This is a genomic window from Pseudomonas sp. GW823-FHT02C02 (assembly GCF_058797635.1).
The window spans coordinates 99,467-115,826 of sequence record NZ_JBXAJV010000009.1 but is presented as its reverse complement, the minus strand read 5'-3'; the positions used below and the strand labels follow the sequence as shown (position 1 = coordinate 115,826).

Genomic DNA, 16,360 nt, shown 5'->3' with positions numbered 1-16,360 from the left:
CCGATCACTCCTTCGGGGGTGTGCCACGGTAGTCCTATCACCACCGCAACATTCCAACCTGCAGCCCTCCCGCCATCCGTTTACCTCAATTTGAGGAGATGGAAGATGCTCGAAAGCTAATTGAGATTTGCCGCGATTTCTCCGAATTTGATAGTGAATGGAGTCATCAAGCCGATAGGGGGCGACCCCCGGATACTAAATGCAGGGTTTCAGATGTGGGGCGGTAATGGAGAAGCGGTAAATGCCAGGCATGCTGTGAGAAGAATAGGATCGTCCTCGTGCTTGATCACGGACAGTAAGGGGGGGCGAATAGGGGAGAGAGTTCGGGGGGACTTAAATTGACGATTAGAGTTCTTATCTTCAGAAACAAAAAGGGCCATCACGATGGATGACCCTTTGAACATCAAGCTACCGGATTGATCGGCTTTTCCGGGTACCACACGTCCAGCAGCGGGCTGACTTCAACGCTGGTCAGCTCGGTGCGGCCTTTGAGCCAGGCTTCAACGGCAGCGCGTTGTTCGGCGCTGACCGAACCACGCTTCTGTAGGCAAACCAGACCGTAGTCGTCGCCGCCAACATAGCCCAGACCGTTAGCTTCCATGGCTTCTTTCAGGAACGCGTCGAGGAATGCATCGATTGCCTCGTCAGCCAAATCTTCCTTGAAGTCCAGGTTCAGCTCGAAGCCCAATTCCTGGAACTCGTCTACACAGAGCTTTTTGCGCAGACGCTGGGAACGGTTAGTGGCCATTGAAACAATCCTCTTAAGTAATAACGCCGCGCATCTTACCAGCTAAGCGGCACCTCTGCCTGATTGAGTGAGGCGCTGGCCAAGCGAAGCAGTTGCTCCATCGAATTTAAGCTTCCCAATTTTAGAGGATGGCCAGTTGCCGTCGCCGCAGATGCTCATGGTCACCTGCGCAAAGACCGCGTTGGCAACGGTTTTCGAAGTGAGCTATGAAAGCGCAACTCAGCTCAGTCCAGATGATTCAGTGGGTGCAATCGAATTAGCTCCCGCAGGGGATGCGGGGAGAATACTCAATTCTGCGTTTTGTACGGTGGGCGGCCCCTCCTATCATTTTCAGCGGTACCGCATAGCTGAAATCAGTTAGAACCCTATTTCAGCTAGCTCCATTCGAATCCTTTCAAACAAATGATCCTTGTTGGCATGCTCGTTTGAAGTGAGATAGCCGGCGAAGATTATGCTCATTGGATGAACCCCGAGCACATCTGCCATCTGCTCGATTTTGTCAATTGAAGCACTACCTCTTCCTGCTTCGAGGTTGCTTATGTAGGGCTGGCTTGGACCTAAGCTTTCCTGGGGAATGTCTCTCTTAAGTCGAAATGACTTGATGGAGGTACCAATAGCCCGCTTGAGTTCCAATCGCATAAGTACTTCTCGCAAAAGGAACGATAAGGCCGGTCAAAGCAATTTTGTTCTATACTCTTCACAGTATAATTTGGCGTCTTATGGTGTTTTTTGACCGGGCTGGGCGTTATTTTCTACAGAGACTGCGAGATTTATACGTCTATGGAAACGAAATCATCATGCATGCCCGTCTGCATCGATTTGCCGGAGCGCACGTTGCTTGAAGACAGTACTTTTTTTGTCCGCTTGCGAACGCTGGATGAGCTGGATGCATTTTGGAGTAACCATCGGCACAGATTTCTCTACGCCTGTGAGGGGAAAAGCTTCAGCAATCCGACCTTTTTACGCGAGTATGAATGGGTGTTTAGCTCTACAAAGGCAGCAGTGGTTCGCACGGTTTTGCGGTGGGGACAGTCAGGAATCGACTGCGAGTTCTATGAATGGGCTAAACATGATCCTCAAATGCACGAAATTTTTTTCGTGGACCGCGATGCCAACCGCGACTCCATGATCGAAAAGGGCATTTGGTTGGAAAAGAATGAGAAGGATTTTCGCGCTGATTGCATTCGTCGAACTGCCGAGACATACCGCGGATGGTGGCGCTTTTGCAATCTGCCCAAGGGGTACAGCCCTAACGAATGGCTTGCTAGCGGCCGGGGTTATGAGGAGTTTATTGACCCTCAGATGCCTTGTCAGGAGGTTGCGACCGCACTACAGGAGCAGACTTTCGATGATTGGCGGCAATCCGATTTTTGGGAACTCGAAACCCATAATAGTGAAAGCATCGATCAGCTTATCCAGTATTGGAAGAATGAGCGTGCGAAAGGCGAGGGCTATTATGGTGACGAAAACGAGCCCCTTTAGACCCATGAGCTAAGCACGACTGCACGTTTTGATGCGCACTAGAACGCTTCAAACATGAACGCACGCTCTGGGGTAGCACGACTCCCCTTACAGTGAGCACTTTTCCCGAAGACGTCTTTGCAGCCCTTTTTGGGTAAGAGCGGAGCTGAGGCCAAGGACGAGCGCACCATGAATTAGATACAGCGCTGAGTCCTCGGGCACAACGGGAGCACGTCATGTGACTGCTGGGGCCCAATCCAAGGGCGTCGGAAAGATGCATTGAGGTCAGCAACAACTTGCGCGCGCACAAGAATTCCGCTGATGTCATTTGCATGAGGCTGCAGTATTTTGGAGCTTATTACTGCCTGAAAGGGCGCCACGTCAACTGTAAAGGTGTTGGCCGGAATTTGTGAGCGGTCCGGTGAATCACTGAGCTCCATTCCTGACGGGTACCGCAAGATGACTGATCAGCCTTTAAAGTTCGGGACCTACCAGTGGTTTGAAGAAACCTCAGAGGAGCTTCCACTCAATGCGAGTGAGATCGAAGTGCGTTTGGCCATCGCCGAATTCGTAATTCGACGGGTTGCCGGAACTCCGGCAGGGGAAGAAGTTTTCAAGGGGTTGTTAAAGCTTTTTGAGAATCGGTATCCCCATCACAAACTGCTTTCGCATTATTTGCTCAGCCCTGGCTACTCAGCGTCGAACACGGATGACGTTGAGCCAGAGGCAGAGAAAGTCACTTTGGGGTTCGGCGCTCTGGATGAGAGGCTGGTCAATAACCTGCGCCATCGTGATGGAAGCCTGGAGCCACCCGGCCCGCTGGCGGGAGTAGGTACAGATCGCCCGTCTAGTGGCAATCGCCGTCGAAAACCATAGAATTCGCAGTATTGACAGTGACATATACAGATCGATAGACGATGAACTCTCGTTTCAGGCTGTTTTGAATGAGTAAGTCACGCACCCATTGTGGCGTTTTGTGGAGAGGCACAGGTCGCTTCCGATCCTCACTCCGGCATCATCATTACCGCGAGGGTCATCTTGATGAATTCTCCATCTCGGTCGATCACCACCAGGGCGCTGCGTACGATACGCATCAATTATGATCAGCCGCAGCTCCTTGAAGTGTAAAGCGGGAAGGTTGGCGCCATGACTGCCATAGAGCAAGCTGTAGACGCACTGCAGAAGGCCAGGAAGGTGGTCTTTTTCACCGGCGCTGGCATCTCCGCGGATAGCGGCATTCCCACGTACCGCGAAAAACTTTCTGGAATCTGGGCAGGATACGATCCGAGGGACTTAGATACGGCCAAGGCCTTTCGGGAAAACCCAGCGTTGGTATGGGGATGGTATCTGTGGCGGCGTCTCCGTGTTGCTCAAGCAAAGCCCAATGCTGCACATCTTGTGATACCGCGCATGATTAATTCAGAACGCCAAGTGTCTGTTATCACTCAAAATATTGATGATCTCCATGAGCGAGCAGGCTCGCTAAATGTGGTGCATTTGCATGGCAGTTTGGCAATGCCCAAGTGCTTCGCCTGCCATCGGCCAGCGGTTGTGTCACCCAGTCAATCAGTAGTGCCGGATGAAGGCGCTCTGATCGACCCTCCTAGATGTCAGCGGTGTAACGGGAAACTGCGTCCTGCAGTGGTCTGGTACGGAGAGGATTTACCAGCTCAGGCTTGGAAAACTGCAGTGCAGTTGGTGAAGGATTGCGATCTGCTGGTCTCAGTCGGCACCTCCGGAATCGTCATGCCTGCCGCAGGCCTTCCCGATCTTGCGTTGGCGTCGGGAGCTTCGGTCATTCATGTGAACAAGGTCGACGTTGCAATGGGTGAACCGAGGGAGTTCATGCTGATGGGGGCTGCCGCTGAAGTACTGTCGATGCTGCTCGAAAGGATAGAGACGGGGGGGGGCCAGGAAGCTTGAGCTTTGAAGCCGCGTTTCGAACACGTGTTCCTGGTCTGTCCATTAGCCCCTTCAGGCGTCAGAAGGATGTTTTGGTGGCCGCTTACGACGCAGGTTTATAGGGAATTATAGAGCGATTATAGAGCGATTATAGGTGACTGAACCTGGTCGTCTTGTGTTGGACTGACGACCTCAACGCGTGGAGCCTTAAATGACGATGCCATTTGAACGGAGCAGGTCCGTCGCACAAACTCATGCTTTCCTGACGGAACTTGCTCGCGACACAGAAGTGCCCGAGCGCATTAGACAAAACGCTCATTTCCTTTTACGCCACTTTCCCACTAAGCACGATGTGCTGCAGGCTGGTCGAATTGAAGAGCAAGCGAAAAAAATAGGGGTAGGTACATTTGGCCCCGTTTTTTGCTCTTCAACTGAAGACTGGTAGGTATGCGAAGCCAGCTGGCTACGACTTCCGATTAGTTGCAAATATGCCTGGAGCATAAAATGTTCCAGGTATTCCCGATGGCGGTCACTTCCCGAGCTTCTTCGGTGATCGGTTAAAAGGAATGATCGACGACTGGTTTAAGGCTCATGAGTGACAATCCCAAGTCAGCATAAGGCTGTCCAATTAAGCCAAGGACTTCAAGATACTATTGTGCTGGGTACGTGAATGGCGGTAGGGACATTGCTTGGGCTCTCTGGACTAACACCAAACACTGACTCTTAGCGCGTGTGATCGCATTGTAGAGCAATCGCCGCTTCTGCATCTCATCTCCACTTATGGCCGCAGGCCAAAGGACGAGGACTAAATCAAATTCTCGATTTTTGGCGCCATGAATGGTCAAAAGGCGAACCCCAGCCCCGTCGTTCCCAACAAACCGTCGTTGATTTGAGAAAACCTGGAGAATCGCCGATTCCATCTCTTCACGTGAAAAAATCGCCTGACCTTTGGTCCTTCGCTGCCTATCAAGCAGGTTTATGAAGTCTAGTTTGATACTACGAGGTTGATCTGCAATCAATGCTCGGGCTTCGGCCAAGCTAGCTTGGGCAGGTAAAGCGAGCGTATCGATAAGCGCTCTAGAACGTACTGATTCTGGTTGTTCTAAGCTCACACGGTGGGGACCATTCTGTCTGCTAGTCGTCCGAGACTCCACCCATTGGCGAACTTGATTAGCAAACGTACCCATTGTCGGGGTTATGATAGCGACTCTGTTTCCCGCTCTATTCCAGCTGATAGCGTTAGAAATCCAAGTACCTGCCATTCCCGCATTCGGAGTGGCTACCACTTTGAAATTGCCCGCGCTTAACGGAGCCTGCCCGGATCGAACCGCTCTGGCGGCTGCGAGCAGGTACCGGTCGTTTGTTCGCTGCGCCTGCTCCAACACCACTTCATTCCCCACAGCTGCAAGCCATTCGCACGCCGCATTCGGGCGCAACTCTTCCACAAGACACTGAAATTCGTCCGATGCAACAAGCAGCGCTACGTGCGGCGCTAGACTTTGGACGATGGCTAGACGGCTCGGCGTTAGATCCTGTGCTTCGTCCACCACAACCACCGGAAACGTCGCTGCTACCCAGCGAGCAACTTCGTCTCGTGCGATCAGAGTCGACGCTAATTCGCAGACTCGTTCATAGGCTCCTACATCTGGAAACTCCTCCCCCAGATGGGCTAGTAGAGCTCTCCACCTACAAACAATCCGCCAGGCGAAGCTATCAAGCGTAGTGCAGTCATAGCGGCAATTGAGTCTGGCAATTCCTGCGAGTCGGTCATCAAGACGTCGCCTAGACCCATGCATGAATGTGAGGGCAAGGACTTTCTGGCCGTCTTGCAACGGCCGATCTTCCAAATGTGCGGAAAGCGTAGCCATTAGCTGGTACGTCTTTCCACAGCCGGCGGCTCCTGAAAATGATCTTATGTTCATTCGTGGAACACCCACGCACCATCGGCGGCTCTGGCAAAATGCTGATTAGGGACAGCAGAACAGGTATGTGCTAAAGCACTAAATAGGTCGGAAGCTCTCCTTCGACATAGCTCAGAGTTTACGATCGCGTCCGCCACCGCTTCGTAGCAGATCACGTCCATTTTCTTGAGTTTCAAGTGAGCCACAATATCGTCAACATCGGCCGGCGGCTCGTTGGGGATGTCGCGTAGAGCCAAAAGAATATGTTCGTCATCGGCTCGCAGAATCCAGCCGATGACGTCCTCGATCATCTCGTTCTCTTTCCACCGAATTATTACTGGCGGAGGGGACGCACTTGCCTGCAAACCTACTGTATATCGTTGGCCGTCGCCGTCCCCGTCTACTAGGCAGCAGACACGATTGTGCGAGCGAGACAATAGCTCATAGATTTCGACTACTTTTGCGTCCTCGGTAGGTACCACGCCAACCTGCAGACCGAACATAGCATCCATGCTGGAGGACCAACCTTCCGTCAGCATCAGAGGGCGAAGCACTGTCTTCAAAAGTTGGAAATCTGCGCGTCCCTCAGGAACCAGGACGCACGGATGCATGAGCGCAGAGAGCACGTCTACACGGCTTTGCTGAAAGAATCTGCGCTGCCAATTTTGCGCTTGCGGCGGTAGCCGCTCAGGCAAAAACGGTAGCGCCGACAGCTGGCCATTTTCGTTTCGTAGAATCAAGACAGATGTCGGATCGGACACCGCTGCAATCATTGGTGAGTGGGTGGTGATGAACGTTTGAGTAGATAAAGCCTGCACTCGTTGGACAAGCTGTTGCTGGCCTGCAGGCGGGAGGTGCAGCTCAGGCTCCTCCAGAGCCATCAAAAACCCTTCGCCAGCTTCTGCCCGACCTCTGCCTAGTTCCAGTAGCAAGAGTAGGCCTTGCAGCGATATCAAACCACTTCCTTGCCTGGCTGCGGGAACACCCAAGCCATCTCCAACTGCAAAGTGTGCTGCCACCGAATCCAGCAACGAACGGCTATCAGTGCTGGTGACCCTTAGCTGTACTGCAGGTGCGTTGGGTATGCATTTCGAGAGTTCAGTATTTACGTTACTGATCAACGCGCTAATCTGCTCATCTTCTTCGATGGGCGATCCTGGTCTTCTAAGGCGATCCCTCTCCGCGATTATTGCAGATGAAGGCTGCGCAGCAGCTGCCTGCAGTGTGCGCCGGAATAGTTCACTTCCCCAAGAAAATACCTTGTCCCAAGTTCGACTAGCCCTAACAAGGTAAAACCCCATCTCCTTGATGAGTTTCGAGGGCACCCCGACCGGAGCATCGTCTGCAAATGGATCTATTGGATGATCATGGTCATGAAAGTATCTGACCATCTCAACCGAAAGCGAATCTTGATCAAAATAGGCTTGTGCGCCGATCTGGCAGCACAACTGCGTTGCTCGTGCAGTTCGTACTGGGCTCACTTCGCCAGTGCTTTCGTCAAGCCATTTCGGGACCCCTCGACCGTCTCGGAACCACTCCATGTGGTCAACTGGGTCCTGAGATGCAAAACCGGTGACAGTCCCTACGAGTTTAATTCGGTCTGCCGGCTGTGGATCCGATCCGTAGAAATCATGCTCCGTTAACTCTCGCACCATACGCTCGCGCCCGAATAGCAATGTCAAAGCTTCGATGACAGTGGTTTTGCCGGTATTGTTCGCTCCAATTAGGACAGGATGTTGCTTAAACTGAATCCTGCCTTGACGAATTCCACGGAAGTTTTGGATCTCCAATACTGCGACTTTCATTCAAAATCCTTTTTTTGGGCGGGCCTGATTACCGAATTAGGGTGAGCATCATCTTCAGCACGTATGAGTCTAGATTGCTTCCCTTGCCACCCGCTGTTTGCGCCGTATGATTTCTCCATCATTTGGAATAGGAAAAAGCGTTGTGCGCGGCAAGAGCGACGTTCAGTCCAAACCTGAGCTGGCGCAGACCATGAGTCTTTTCGCAGGAGCGTTATCTGTGTTTGTGATAGCACACACCAGCATTGTGGTGGCTGAAGTCGCTTTACGACACTGCTAGGCCGACTCTTTCTGAATGCTCACAACAGCTAAACGGATAGCGTAGTGGATTGCTAGTGACTTCCCTCAACAGCTAGCTGGCGCGAGCTGTTGAGACTATTCCCTTGCTCATTCGTCGATATCAATTTCGAGAGCTCTTAACACAGCAACAAGGGTATGGTCACAACCTTCGGCCAGGTGGAAGAAGTGGGTGCGGAAATTTCCATGGGTGGTGCGGGCTTCCCGAATAGCGACAGCTTTCTTTTCGTTGGTTGCATGTCCCCGGATCTCATTACGAAGCTCATGGAGCTTTCTCATCGGCGCCAAGATTTGCTTAGCGTCCTCTGCGCTGATTGAGCTTCCCACAAGAATTTCGTACAACAACTTGAGCGAGCGCCAGGTTGGCTCCAGGACGCGGCCTTTAGTTTCAGCCACCTTGCGCAGGGGCTTGTCGAGAAAGCCTTCTAACAGACATTGATCGAGAGCCATGATTTCGTCACCCCATTCCTTAGGCGAGTCTGTGGCTGGAGCAAGTACGCTATCGATCAGTTCCTCACCGCGAGGGTTCCACCAGGCAGGCTTTTTCTTGTCGAGTGTTCGGATCTTGTGCTTGAGTGCATCCAATGGGTGATATTCGGTGTACCAGTCGCCCTCGATGTCCGTTCGATGCGCCCGCTCGGAGATGGGAGCCTTAGGCCATTCGTTGAAGGCTTTCCAGTACAGTTGTTCATCGTAAGGGAGCTTCGATAGATCCCAGATGTACGCATGAACCTGGCCGGCCTCATTTATATCGTAAGATTTAAGGTACCAAGTCCCTCTGCACGAAATGCTCCGGTCTTCTAGCGTGTACTTCTCAGGATCGCCCTTGAAGCGATTAAGAACCTCAACCCTGAAAAAAGCGGGAGATATCTGCCAGGGAAGATCGCTGTCCTCAAAATAGCTGACGATGTGCTCGGGGCTGCAAGAGGCCTCGACCTGGAGGTCATTCTTACGGTCATAGATTTTGAAGACCACGTACTCACGATCTGGATCACCGTCGAAATCTTTGCGCCACGCCTCTTCTTGTTCTTCAACCGTGGCCTTAGTCCTAACCACCATGGCTCCATGCGCGAAGCTCGCCTTCCCGGTCGATCCACCATGGTAAAACAGGTCTGGCTCGTCTCGGTTGTATCGAGTAGCGCCCTGCCAGCCGTTGAAACTACCCGTCACGTAACGAGTAAAATCAAATTTCATGACCAACGCCATGTCTGCTAGGGCCATGTAATTGTCCAAGTCCTTACGAAGGATCGTGACAACTTCCCGGTCCTCCACCTGGTCGGGAATTTGGAGAGTCAGGATTCTGATGACATCTTCGATGTCGCCATTATCATTCAGGCGGCAATATGCCTTTCGTTCATTCACATAATGAATGTCGAGGCAATGTACGAGCTTTTGGCTAATTTCGATCGGTGTTGGCCCGGTATGAACCCCCTCAAGACGTCGCCGAATGACCAGAGGTTCACCGCCTGCTAAAGCAGACCCGCTGTCCTCTGGAAAGGGTGCCTCAATGTAGACACGATGTCCTTCCGCGGAACACCAGGACCTCTGGATGCACCAGGTAACATCGGTAAACAGTGAGAGATTTTGAAGCGCGTCCCCATCGGGGGGAGTGACATTAGCGGTCGGTGCGAGTGCCCCGACGATGAGAAGGAAAGGGGCGCTAACGTAAATCACAATCTCGTCTGATTCCGAATTTGCTGTCATGTACTGCACAGCTTGCTCGGCACTGTTGTACCAAGGGTCACCTTGGTCCTCTGGAGCCGTCGCCAATGCAATCAGAGGTTTGGTATCGAAACGACGCATTTCCACTCCCGCAAGCCTAATTGAAGAGTTCAGGGGTTGGCCCGGTAAGCCTGATCGTGCAAAAAAATGATCGCAGATGCCGTCATATTCAGCGTGTACTTCGCCACGTGCTCGGGCACTACCTTCTGCACCTCACCCGCACCATGCGAAGTGCTCAGTTTGTTGCGAAGCGTGCCGACGGTCATCAGTGGCTGCTCCCAGAAGGTATCCATCTCAGTTTTCTGCATGATGGTTCGAATGAGTTTTGAGGTTGTGTCTCCTTGGGCATACCCGAAGCCTTTCTGTCCGCAGATCACCTTCATGACGCTTTCGTAGCTGCTGTTGCACTTGGTGACGCAGTCGCCGAATTTTCCATGCCGAAAGTCTTCCAGAGCTGCCATGAATTCGGAGTTCGCATTGAGGAATGCAGGCTGACGCAATAGCTTCAGAGCGGGCTCGATAGCCGTCTCGTGTATAGCTTGGCTTTCCTTTGGAATGACCTTCGCCTGTTCACGGATTCCGGTGAACTGCGTAAGGGCGCCTCGGTACATTTGTTCCCGGGTTTCCCATACCGGTTTGGTAACGAAGTAGGGAAGATCATCAATGCTCAAAAATTCGTTCAAACGATCAATCACTGGCTCGTGGTGACCGCCTAAGTAATGCCATCCTTCCTTATGGACTAGGTATTCAATGGCATCAAGGAAGTGGGGGTCGCTGCAGGTATGCAGAAACTCGAAAGCGTCATCGGCGTAGGAAAGATTGTTCTTTTCAGAGAGTTTTTGGCGTCCGAGCAGGTAGGAAAGCCGGTCATGAAGAAACTCTAGGGTTTCGACCATGCCCGGACCAACGTCCCGAATGAGCATGAACGTCCTTTGCCGGAACTGCTGAGTGAGCTGTTTTTTCGGCTTAATCTGGTTTTCCCTTCGTCGAGAAAAAACGCTGAAGATATTCCCTATCACTACGACACCTCGAGGCCGCTCAAATTATGGAATCATAGACACTAAGGCTGTCGTATGGCCATCACCTGCTCATCGTCGTCAACCGTTGGCTTGTTTTTTTCCGAAGTAGGCCGAAAGGAGGTCCAGCGGTCTGTCGGTGACGTCTCATCATCTTTAGATCATTTTCCAGCCATATGGGGAGGGAACAGAAAGCATCTGTTTTTGACTGATCACCGCCTTTCACGAAGGGCTTCTAAAGCCTCAGAAGCGACACGTCGAGCATGGTTTTTAGGCGTCGCCAACTAGCTCACCAGTTCCTGTCTTCAATCTGATGCAGGCTGTTAATCACCACCTGAGCTGCATCCAGTGCGCCTTCCATGTAGCCATTGTGCTCCAACGAAGCCTCGGTACCTGATAGCGGGACTGGCGTTCTCAATTTCATAAAAAATACCAAGAAACCTTGGCGGGGAATTATTGATTAAAAATTCTTACAGCAGAATCAAATACTGTATAAAGAATTATGCAGGGTGAGTCGCCTGCCCATTCATGCCCTATAAAAACAAAAATGGTACCCACGATGTCATTCTTGAAAGGCTTCTCAATCGGCGCCAAGCTCCTTGTGCTTCCCGGTTTATTTGTGCTCGCTCTACTGGTCGTCTCGGTGCTGGCCTACCGCGGGCTGGCCAAGCAACAAGCGGTGATCGAGGAGATCGACCAGTTGCGTTTTCAGCAGTACCGCCAAGTACTGGAAACCGCTGCGGCATCGCAGGCAGCGATGGTCGGCGCTTATGCCGCCGGCGCACGCATCCTCGAATCTAATGGGCGAGCGTCCGCGGAGGACCTTGAGTCGTATCTTGAAGATATGCAGGCCAGTGTCGACGACATGCGCGCAGGGCTAGACAAGGTAGCCCTTGAAACCCGTTTGGGTGACGAGGAGAAAGCGCTCTACCAAGCCGTACAGGAACAGGCCGCCGTAGTCGGTGAGGGCCTTGCCGATTTCAAGCGCACTGCCATAAATGACCAGATCCAGGCGGCATCGCTGTTGGGGCGGGTACGCGCTGACAACAATGGTCTACAAGGTCAATTCAACCGTCTGTTGGGCCTGCAGGCGGAGCTGACCTCCGGGGCATTCGCCGAGGCGGGCGCCACCCAACGGCAGGTCTCACGGATGCTCGTTGTGGTCTTGCTGGGTGGCAGCGTACTGGCGGTGTTGGTGAGTCTACTGTTGCGTGCGCAGATCATTCGGCCCATCCGGGAAATCGAGCAAGCGTCGATCGACATGCGCGATGGCGATCTGACCCGACGGGTGCGGGTCATGGGGCGAGATGAGGTTGGTCACACTGCGCTGGCATTCAACGAACTCATTGATAGCTTCCAGCAGGCCATGCGCAAGGTGGCTGGCGTCGCGGCATCGGTCGGCTTTTCCGCGGAGGAGTTAGTGGGCGCTTCGGCGCGTGTGGCGCAAAGCTCTACGGCACAGGCCGGTGCGGTGGGCGCAGTGTCGACGACCATTGAGAAGATGAGCGACGGGATTGCGGCTATCTCCAGTCATGCCGAGAGCCTGCGCAGTTGCGCCGAAGCCAGCTTGCGCGGTGCGCAGGACGGGCATTTGGCGCTCGCGCGACTGCTCGAGAAAATCGACAGCGTGCGGCATGCATTCTCGGCTATCCGCGGCTCGGTGGGCGATTTCGTCGAGAGCACTACGGCGATCACCGCCAGCATCGGCCAGGTCAAGGACCTCTCCGCGCAGACCAGCATGTTGGCGCTCAACGCAGCGATCGAGGCGGCGCGGGCCGGCGAGAGCGGGCGCGGCTTCAGCGTGGTCGCCGACGAGGTGCGCAACCTGGCGCAACGCTCTGCGCTGGCAGCAAACTCGATCAACCAGTTGACGGTGAAATTGGAGAGTCAGTCCGGGGTTGTTGACGAAGCCCTGCGTGCCGGTACGGTGGCATTGGACGACAGCGGCCGGCTGCTGAGTGAATTGGAAAGTACCCTGCAACAGGCGACGGAACTGGTCGGCGACTCAACGCGCGGGGTGGACAGAATTGCCGATGCGGTGAGCGTGCAAAGCGAAGGCGGGCGGGGCATCGTCGCCAACGTCGAGCACATTGCGCGGATGGCCGGCGAGGGCGATGCAATCACCCATCAGGTGTCCGGCGCCGTGGTGTCTTTGCGCGAGCTGTCCGATGAGCTGAATCTGGCGGTGGGACGTTTTCGCTTCGAAGTCTGACGGCGATTATGAGGGTTTGCTGGCTTGAAGCTTCGGCGTTCTGAAGATCAGCAACAGCGGCATGATCGCGATGGACAACAGCATCAAGAGCTTGAAGTCATCCAGATAAGCGACCCAACTGGCCTGTACGGTGACCATGCTGTCGAGCGCTGCGCGGCCGGCGGCGCTTGCTGGATTGAGCTGGCTGCTGGCGGGCCAGACATTGAGCAGGTGGTTGAACGGCGTCACATAGGCACCGATTTCGGCATGGTTGATTTGGGTGTTTTGCGCCAGCAGTACCGTCACTATCGAGATGCCGACGCTGGAGCCAACATTGCGTGAAAGGTTGTAGAGGCCGGTGGCTTCGCCGCGCAATTGTGGGGGCAAGGTGGTGAAGGCAATGGTGGTCAGGGGAACGAATAACAGGCCGAGGCTCGCGCCCTGGATAAAGCCGACGTAGATGATGGTGTCGATGGACACTGCCGGGGTCCAGCCGGTCATCATGTACATCGACCAGGCAGACAGCGCCAGGCCGCAAAACAAGATCCAGCGGATATCCATCTTGCCCATGATTTTCCCGGCCAGGAACATGCTGAGCATCGTACCCAGGCCCCGCGGACCCATCACCAGTCCGGCGGTGAGCACCGGGTAGCCCATCAAGGTTTGCAGGTAGGGTGTCATCAATGCCAGTGACGCCAGATACGTAATGCCGATGATGAAGATAAACACGACAGACACCGAGTAATTGCGGTCCTTGAACAGTTTCAAGCTGATAAAGGGCTTGTCGTGGGTAAACGTGTGGACGATGAAAATGTACGAAGCGATGGCGGCCACCAGCGCCTCCAGGATTATTTCCCCTGAGTCGAACCAGCCCAGTTGTTCCCCGCGGTCGAGAAACAATTGAAACGACAGGATAGCCACGCTGAGAGAACCAAAGCCCAGCCAGTCCAGGCGTGCGGTTTTGTCGACCGGGGTTTCCTGGATGAAACGCATCATGCCAATAAAGGCGAGCAACCCGATAGGCAAGTTGATGAAGAACACCCAACGCCAGCTGAGATGTTCCGTCAGCCAGCCGCCGAGCATCGGACCCAGCACGGGACCGACCATGACCGATACTCCGAACAAGGCCACTGCCGCGCCTCGGTCTTTGAGCGGGTAAATGTCCAGCAGTATGCCTTGCGACAGCGGCACTAACGCCGCACCGGCCAGCCCCTGCAGCAGACGAAACAGGATGATCTCCTCCAGGGAACGGGCGACGCCGCAGAGCACTGACGCCAGTACAAAACCAAAGATCGACCACAGCAAGACGCGCTTGCGACCAAAGCGTCTGGCCAGGAATGCCGAAGGCGGGGTCATGATGGCGGTGGCGACGATGTAGGAGGTCAGCACCCAGTTAATCTGATCGGCACTGGCCGACACGCTGCCTTGCATATAGGGCAGGGCGACGTTGGCGATGGTGGTGTCCAGGGCTTGCATCACCACTGCCAGCACCACGCAAAGTGTGATCAATACGCGCAGCGGCGAAGGCGGCAGAGGCCCGGTCACTTCACTCATGATGGCGGGCGAGCAAGTCGGCCAATGGTTTCGGCAGGCCGCGGGCGGTGCCGGTGTCGATCTCTACCACGGCACTCATGCCGTGGCGCAACGCAGGTTTTCCCGCCGCGTCGTCAATCCGGATCCGCACCGGAATACGCTGCACGACCTTCACCCAGTTGCCGGTTGTGTTCTGCGCCGGCAGTAGCGAGAAGCTGGAGCTTGACGCCGGGCTGATGCTTTCGACGGTGCCATGCCACGTGACTCCGGGGTAGGTGTCTACTTCGATGGTTGCACCTTGGCCGGGATGAGCATGGGTCAGTTCGGTTTCTTTTGGCGAGGTGGCAACCCATAAGTGTTCGCTGGATACCAGACTGAAGCCCGATTGCGGTGGTTGCAGGTAAGCGCCCACTTGTAACGAGTCAACGTTGGTGACTACGCCGTCGAACGCAGCGGTCACCACGGAGTTGCGCAGGTTACGTTCGGCCTCATTCAGTGCCGATTGTGCTTGCAGGTAGGCGGGGTGTTGCTCCAGAGGCCTGTCCAGCCTTCCACCCAGTTGGGCCAGAGCCGTCGCAGCCAGGGCCTTGGCTACCGCAACCTGTTGACGGGTATTGTCGAGGTCCTGACGGGCATCGTCGTAGATTGTTTTTGATACGGCGGCAACACTGACCAGCTTTTCCAGGCGTTGAAGATTGGTCTGGTAGTAGGGCAGGCGTGCTTCAGCCTGGGCGATTTCGGCCAGTGACTGGTTGTAGCTGGCCTTGAGGTAAAGGATCTGGTTACGCGCGCTTTCCAGTTGCGCGCGGGCACTGGCCAAGGCGATTTCAAAGGGTTCTGGCTTCAAGCGAAACAACACTTGGCCCTTGCTCACGACTTGGTTGTCGCTGACCTCAATGGCCGCCACGATCCCGGCCACATCGGTCGAAACGCCCACCCGTTCGGCCTGAACGTAGGCGTTGTCGGTACTGACCACTTGGCCACCCAACACATACCAGGCGCCACAGGCCACGACGATGATCGGCGCCAGCAAAAACAGGCCGACGCGCCAGCGTTGCCGTGCCGCGCCGGAGGTTTCTGGCCCATGACGATCAAGAGCTGGAGCTTCAGGCGTCTGTGCTTCGGGTTTCGCCAGTGGGTCGAGTGGTCGGGTTTCTGCCCGTACCGCATGGCGCTGCACTGTGGACTCAGCCATGGGTCACCTCGCCCGCCTCGAGGTCAGCGAACTCATCCACCGGCTGACAGCAAGCCGTCAGCAAATGTTCACGCATGCGGTCGAGGTACTGCAGCAATTGATCGTGCTCCTGAGAGGAAAAATCGGCCATGGTTTCCACTCGGGTCTGCTCGCCAATGGTGCGCATGAATTGCAGCAGCGGGTGGGCTTGCGGGGTGAGAAATAACAAGGAAAAACGGCGGTCGGTGGGGTGGTTGCGACGTTCGATCAAACCGCGCTCCTGCATTTTGTCCAGCAAGCGCACCAGCGTGACCGACTCGATTTCCAGCAAGTCGGCCAGGCCTTTCTGATGAATGCCCTCATGCGTGGACAGTTTCGCCAGAACTTGCCATTGAGAGCGCGTGAGTCCGGCTGCGCGGGCCCATTGTTCGAAGCGTTTACGCATCAAGCGGGCAACGTCATGGAGGACAAAACCGAGGGTGGATTGGGTCATCGTCAGCGCACCTGAAGTAAATGAGCATGCTCATGGTGATCAGGCTTATAGGTTTTCTGTCGAACCTTTTCAAGAAATAAATGTGCATAAAATTAAATAATGTTCATATTTATGTGGGTA

14 protein-coding genes and 1 pseudogene are annotated in these 16,360 nt (G+C 54.3%); 6 read left to right on the top strand and 9 right to left on the bottom strand.

Annotated features, from left to right (window positions below):
* Positions 1–403: 403 nt before the first annotated feature.
* Together AC1ROI_RS17810 and AC1ROI_RS17805 are read right to left on the bottom strand one after the other, a co-directional pair.
* Positions 404–748, bottom strand: coding sequence for a YggL family protein (locus AC1ROI_RS17810; protein WP_007971486.1), 345 nt, complete (start codon positions 746–748; stop codon positions 404–406).
* Positions 749–1,105: 357 nt separating this feature from the next.
* Positions 1,106–1,387 (bottom strand): helix-turn-helix domain-containing protein, encoded by a 282-nt coding sequence (locus AC1ROI_RS17805; protein ID WP_020302641.1) that lies wholly within the window; start codon positions 1,385–1,387, stop codon positions 1,106–1,108.
* Between the two features lie 162 nt (positions 1,388–1,549).
* Here AC1ROI_RS17805 and AC1ROI_RS17800 point away from each other — a divergent pair, with 162 nt between their 5' ends.
* The 4 genes from AC1ROI_RS17800 (at position 1,550) to AC1ROI_RS17785 (ending at position 4,556) form a co-directional block, all read left to right on the top strand.
* Positions 1,550–2,230, top strand: coding sequence for a hypothetical protein (locus AC1ROI_RS17800; RefSeq protein WP_083376064.1), 681 nt, complete (start codon positions 1,550–1,552; stop codon positions 2,228–2,230).
* A gap of 438 nt (positions 2,231–2,668) precedes the next feature.
* Positions 2,669–3,085: a hypothetical protein gene (locus AC1ROI_RS17795; RefSeq protein WP_083376065.1), complete on the top strand. Its 417-nt coding sequence runs from the start codon at positions 2,669–2,671 to the stop codon at positions 3,083–3,085.
* 270 nt (positions 3,086–3,355) lie between these two features.
* Positions 3,356–4,132, top strand: a complete 777-nt coding sequence (locus AC1ROI_RS17790; protein WP_102594096.1) for an SIR2 family NAD-dependent protein deacylase — start codon at positions 3,356–3,358, stop codon at positions 4,130–4,132.
* A gap of 190 nt (positions 4,133–4,322) precedes the next feature.
* Positions 4,323–4,556, top strand: coding sequence for a BPSL0761 family protein (locus AC1ROI_RS17785; protein ID WP_102594095.1), 234 nt, complete (start codon positions 4,323–4,325; stop codon positions 4,554–4,556).
* Between the two features lie 205 nt (positions 4,557–4,761).
* Here AC1ROI_RS17785 and AC1ROI_RS17780 read toward each other — a convergent pair whose 3' ends face one another.
* The 4 genes from AC1ROI_RS17780 to AC1ROI_RS17765 form a co-directional block, all read right to left on the bottom strand.
* Positions 4,762–6,033 (bottom strand): ATP-binding domain-containing protein, encoded by a 1,272-nt coding sequence (locus AC1ROI_RS17780; RefSeq protein WP_102594094.1) that lies wholly within the window; start codon positions 6,031–6,033, stop codon positions 4,762–4,764.
* Positions 6,030–7,817 (bottom strand): ATP-dependent nuclease, encoded by a 1,788-nt coding sequence (locus tag AC1ROI_RS17775; protein ID WP_083376073.1) that lies wholly within the window; start codon positions 7,815–7,817, stop codon positions 6,030–6,032. Before AC1ROI_RS17775 ends, AC1ROI_RS17780 begins: the two co-directional genes overlap by 4 nt.
* 384 nt (positions 7,818–8,201) lie before the next feature.
* Complete coding sequence (locus AC1ROI_RS17770; RefSeq protein WP_083376074.1) at positions 8,202–9,914, bottom strand: hypothetical protein; 1,713 nt, start codon at positions 9,912–9,914, stop codon at positions 8,202–8,204.
* 29 nt (positions 9,915–9,943) lie between these two features.
* Positions 9,944–10,756, bottom strand: coding sequence for an abortive infection family protein (locus AC1ROI_RS17765; protein ID WP_154501346.1), 813 nt, complete (start codon positions 10,754–10,756; stop codon positions 9,944–9,946).
* Between the two features lie 595 nt (positions 10,757–11,351).
* On the opposite strand from AC1ROI_RS17765, the pseudogene AC1ROI_RS17760 reads away from it, so the two are divergent.
* Both AC1ROI_RS17760 and AC1ROI_RS17755 read left to right on the top strand, forming a co-directional pair.
* Positions 11,352–12,197, top strand: a pseudogene (locus AC1ROI_RS17760) (HAMP domain-containing protein); the annotation flags it as partial.
* Positions 12,198–12,215: 18 nt separating this feature from the next.
* Positions 12,216–13,061, top strand: a complete 846-nt coding sequence (locus AC1ROI_RS17755) for a methyl-accepting chemotaxis protein (RefSeq protein WP_371857858.1) — start codon at positions 12,216–12,218, stop codon at positions 13,059–13,061.
* A 6-nt stretch (positions 13,062–13,067) separates the two neighbouring features.
* Here the strand turns inward: AC1ROI_RS17755 and AC1ROI_RS17750 are convergent, their stop codons facing one another.
* The 3 genes from AC1ROI_RS17750 to AC1ROI_RS17740 are packed head-to-tail and all read right to left on the bottom strand — an operon-like array spanning position 13,068 to position 16,240.
* On the bottom strand, positions 13,068–14,594 hold the full coding sequence (locus tag AC1ROI_RS17750; RefSeq protein ID WP_083376077.1) for a DHA2 family efflux MFS transporter permease subunit: 1,527 nt from the start codon (positions 14,592–14,594) through the stop codon (positions 13,068–13,070).
* Positions 14,587–15,768 (bottom strand): HlyD family secretion protein, encoded by a 1,182-nt coding sequence (locus AC1ROI_RS17745; protein ID WP_083376078.1) that lies wholly within the window; start codon positions 15,766–15,768, stop codon positions 14,587–14,589. Before AC1ROI_RS17745 ends, AC1ROI_RS17750 begins: the two co-directional genes overlap by 8 nt.
* On the bottom strand, positions 15,761–16,240 hold the full coding sequence (locus tag AC1ROI_RS17740; RefSeq protein WP_083376079.1) for a MarR family winged helix-turn-helix transcriptional regulator: 480 nt from the start codon (positions 16,238–16,240) through the stop codon (positions 15,761–15,763). Before AC1ROI_RS17740 ends, AC1ROI_RS17745 begins: the two co-directional genes overlap by 8 nt.
* Positions 16,241–16,360: the final 120 nt, after the last annotated feature.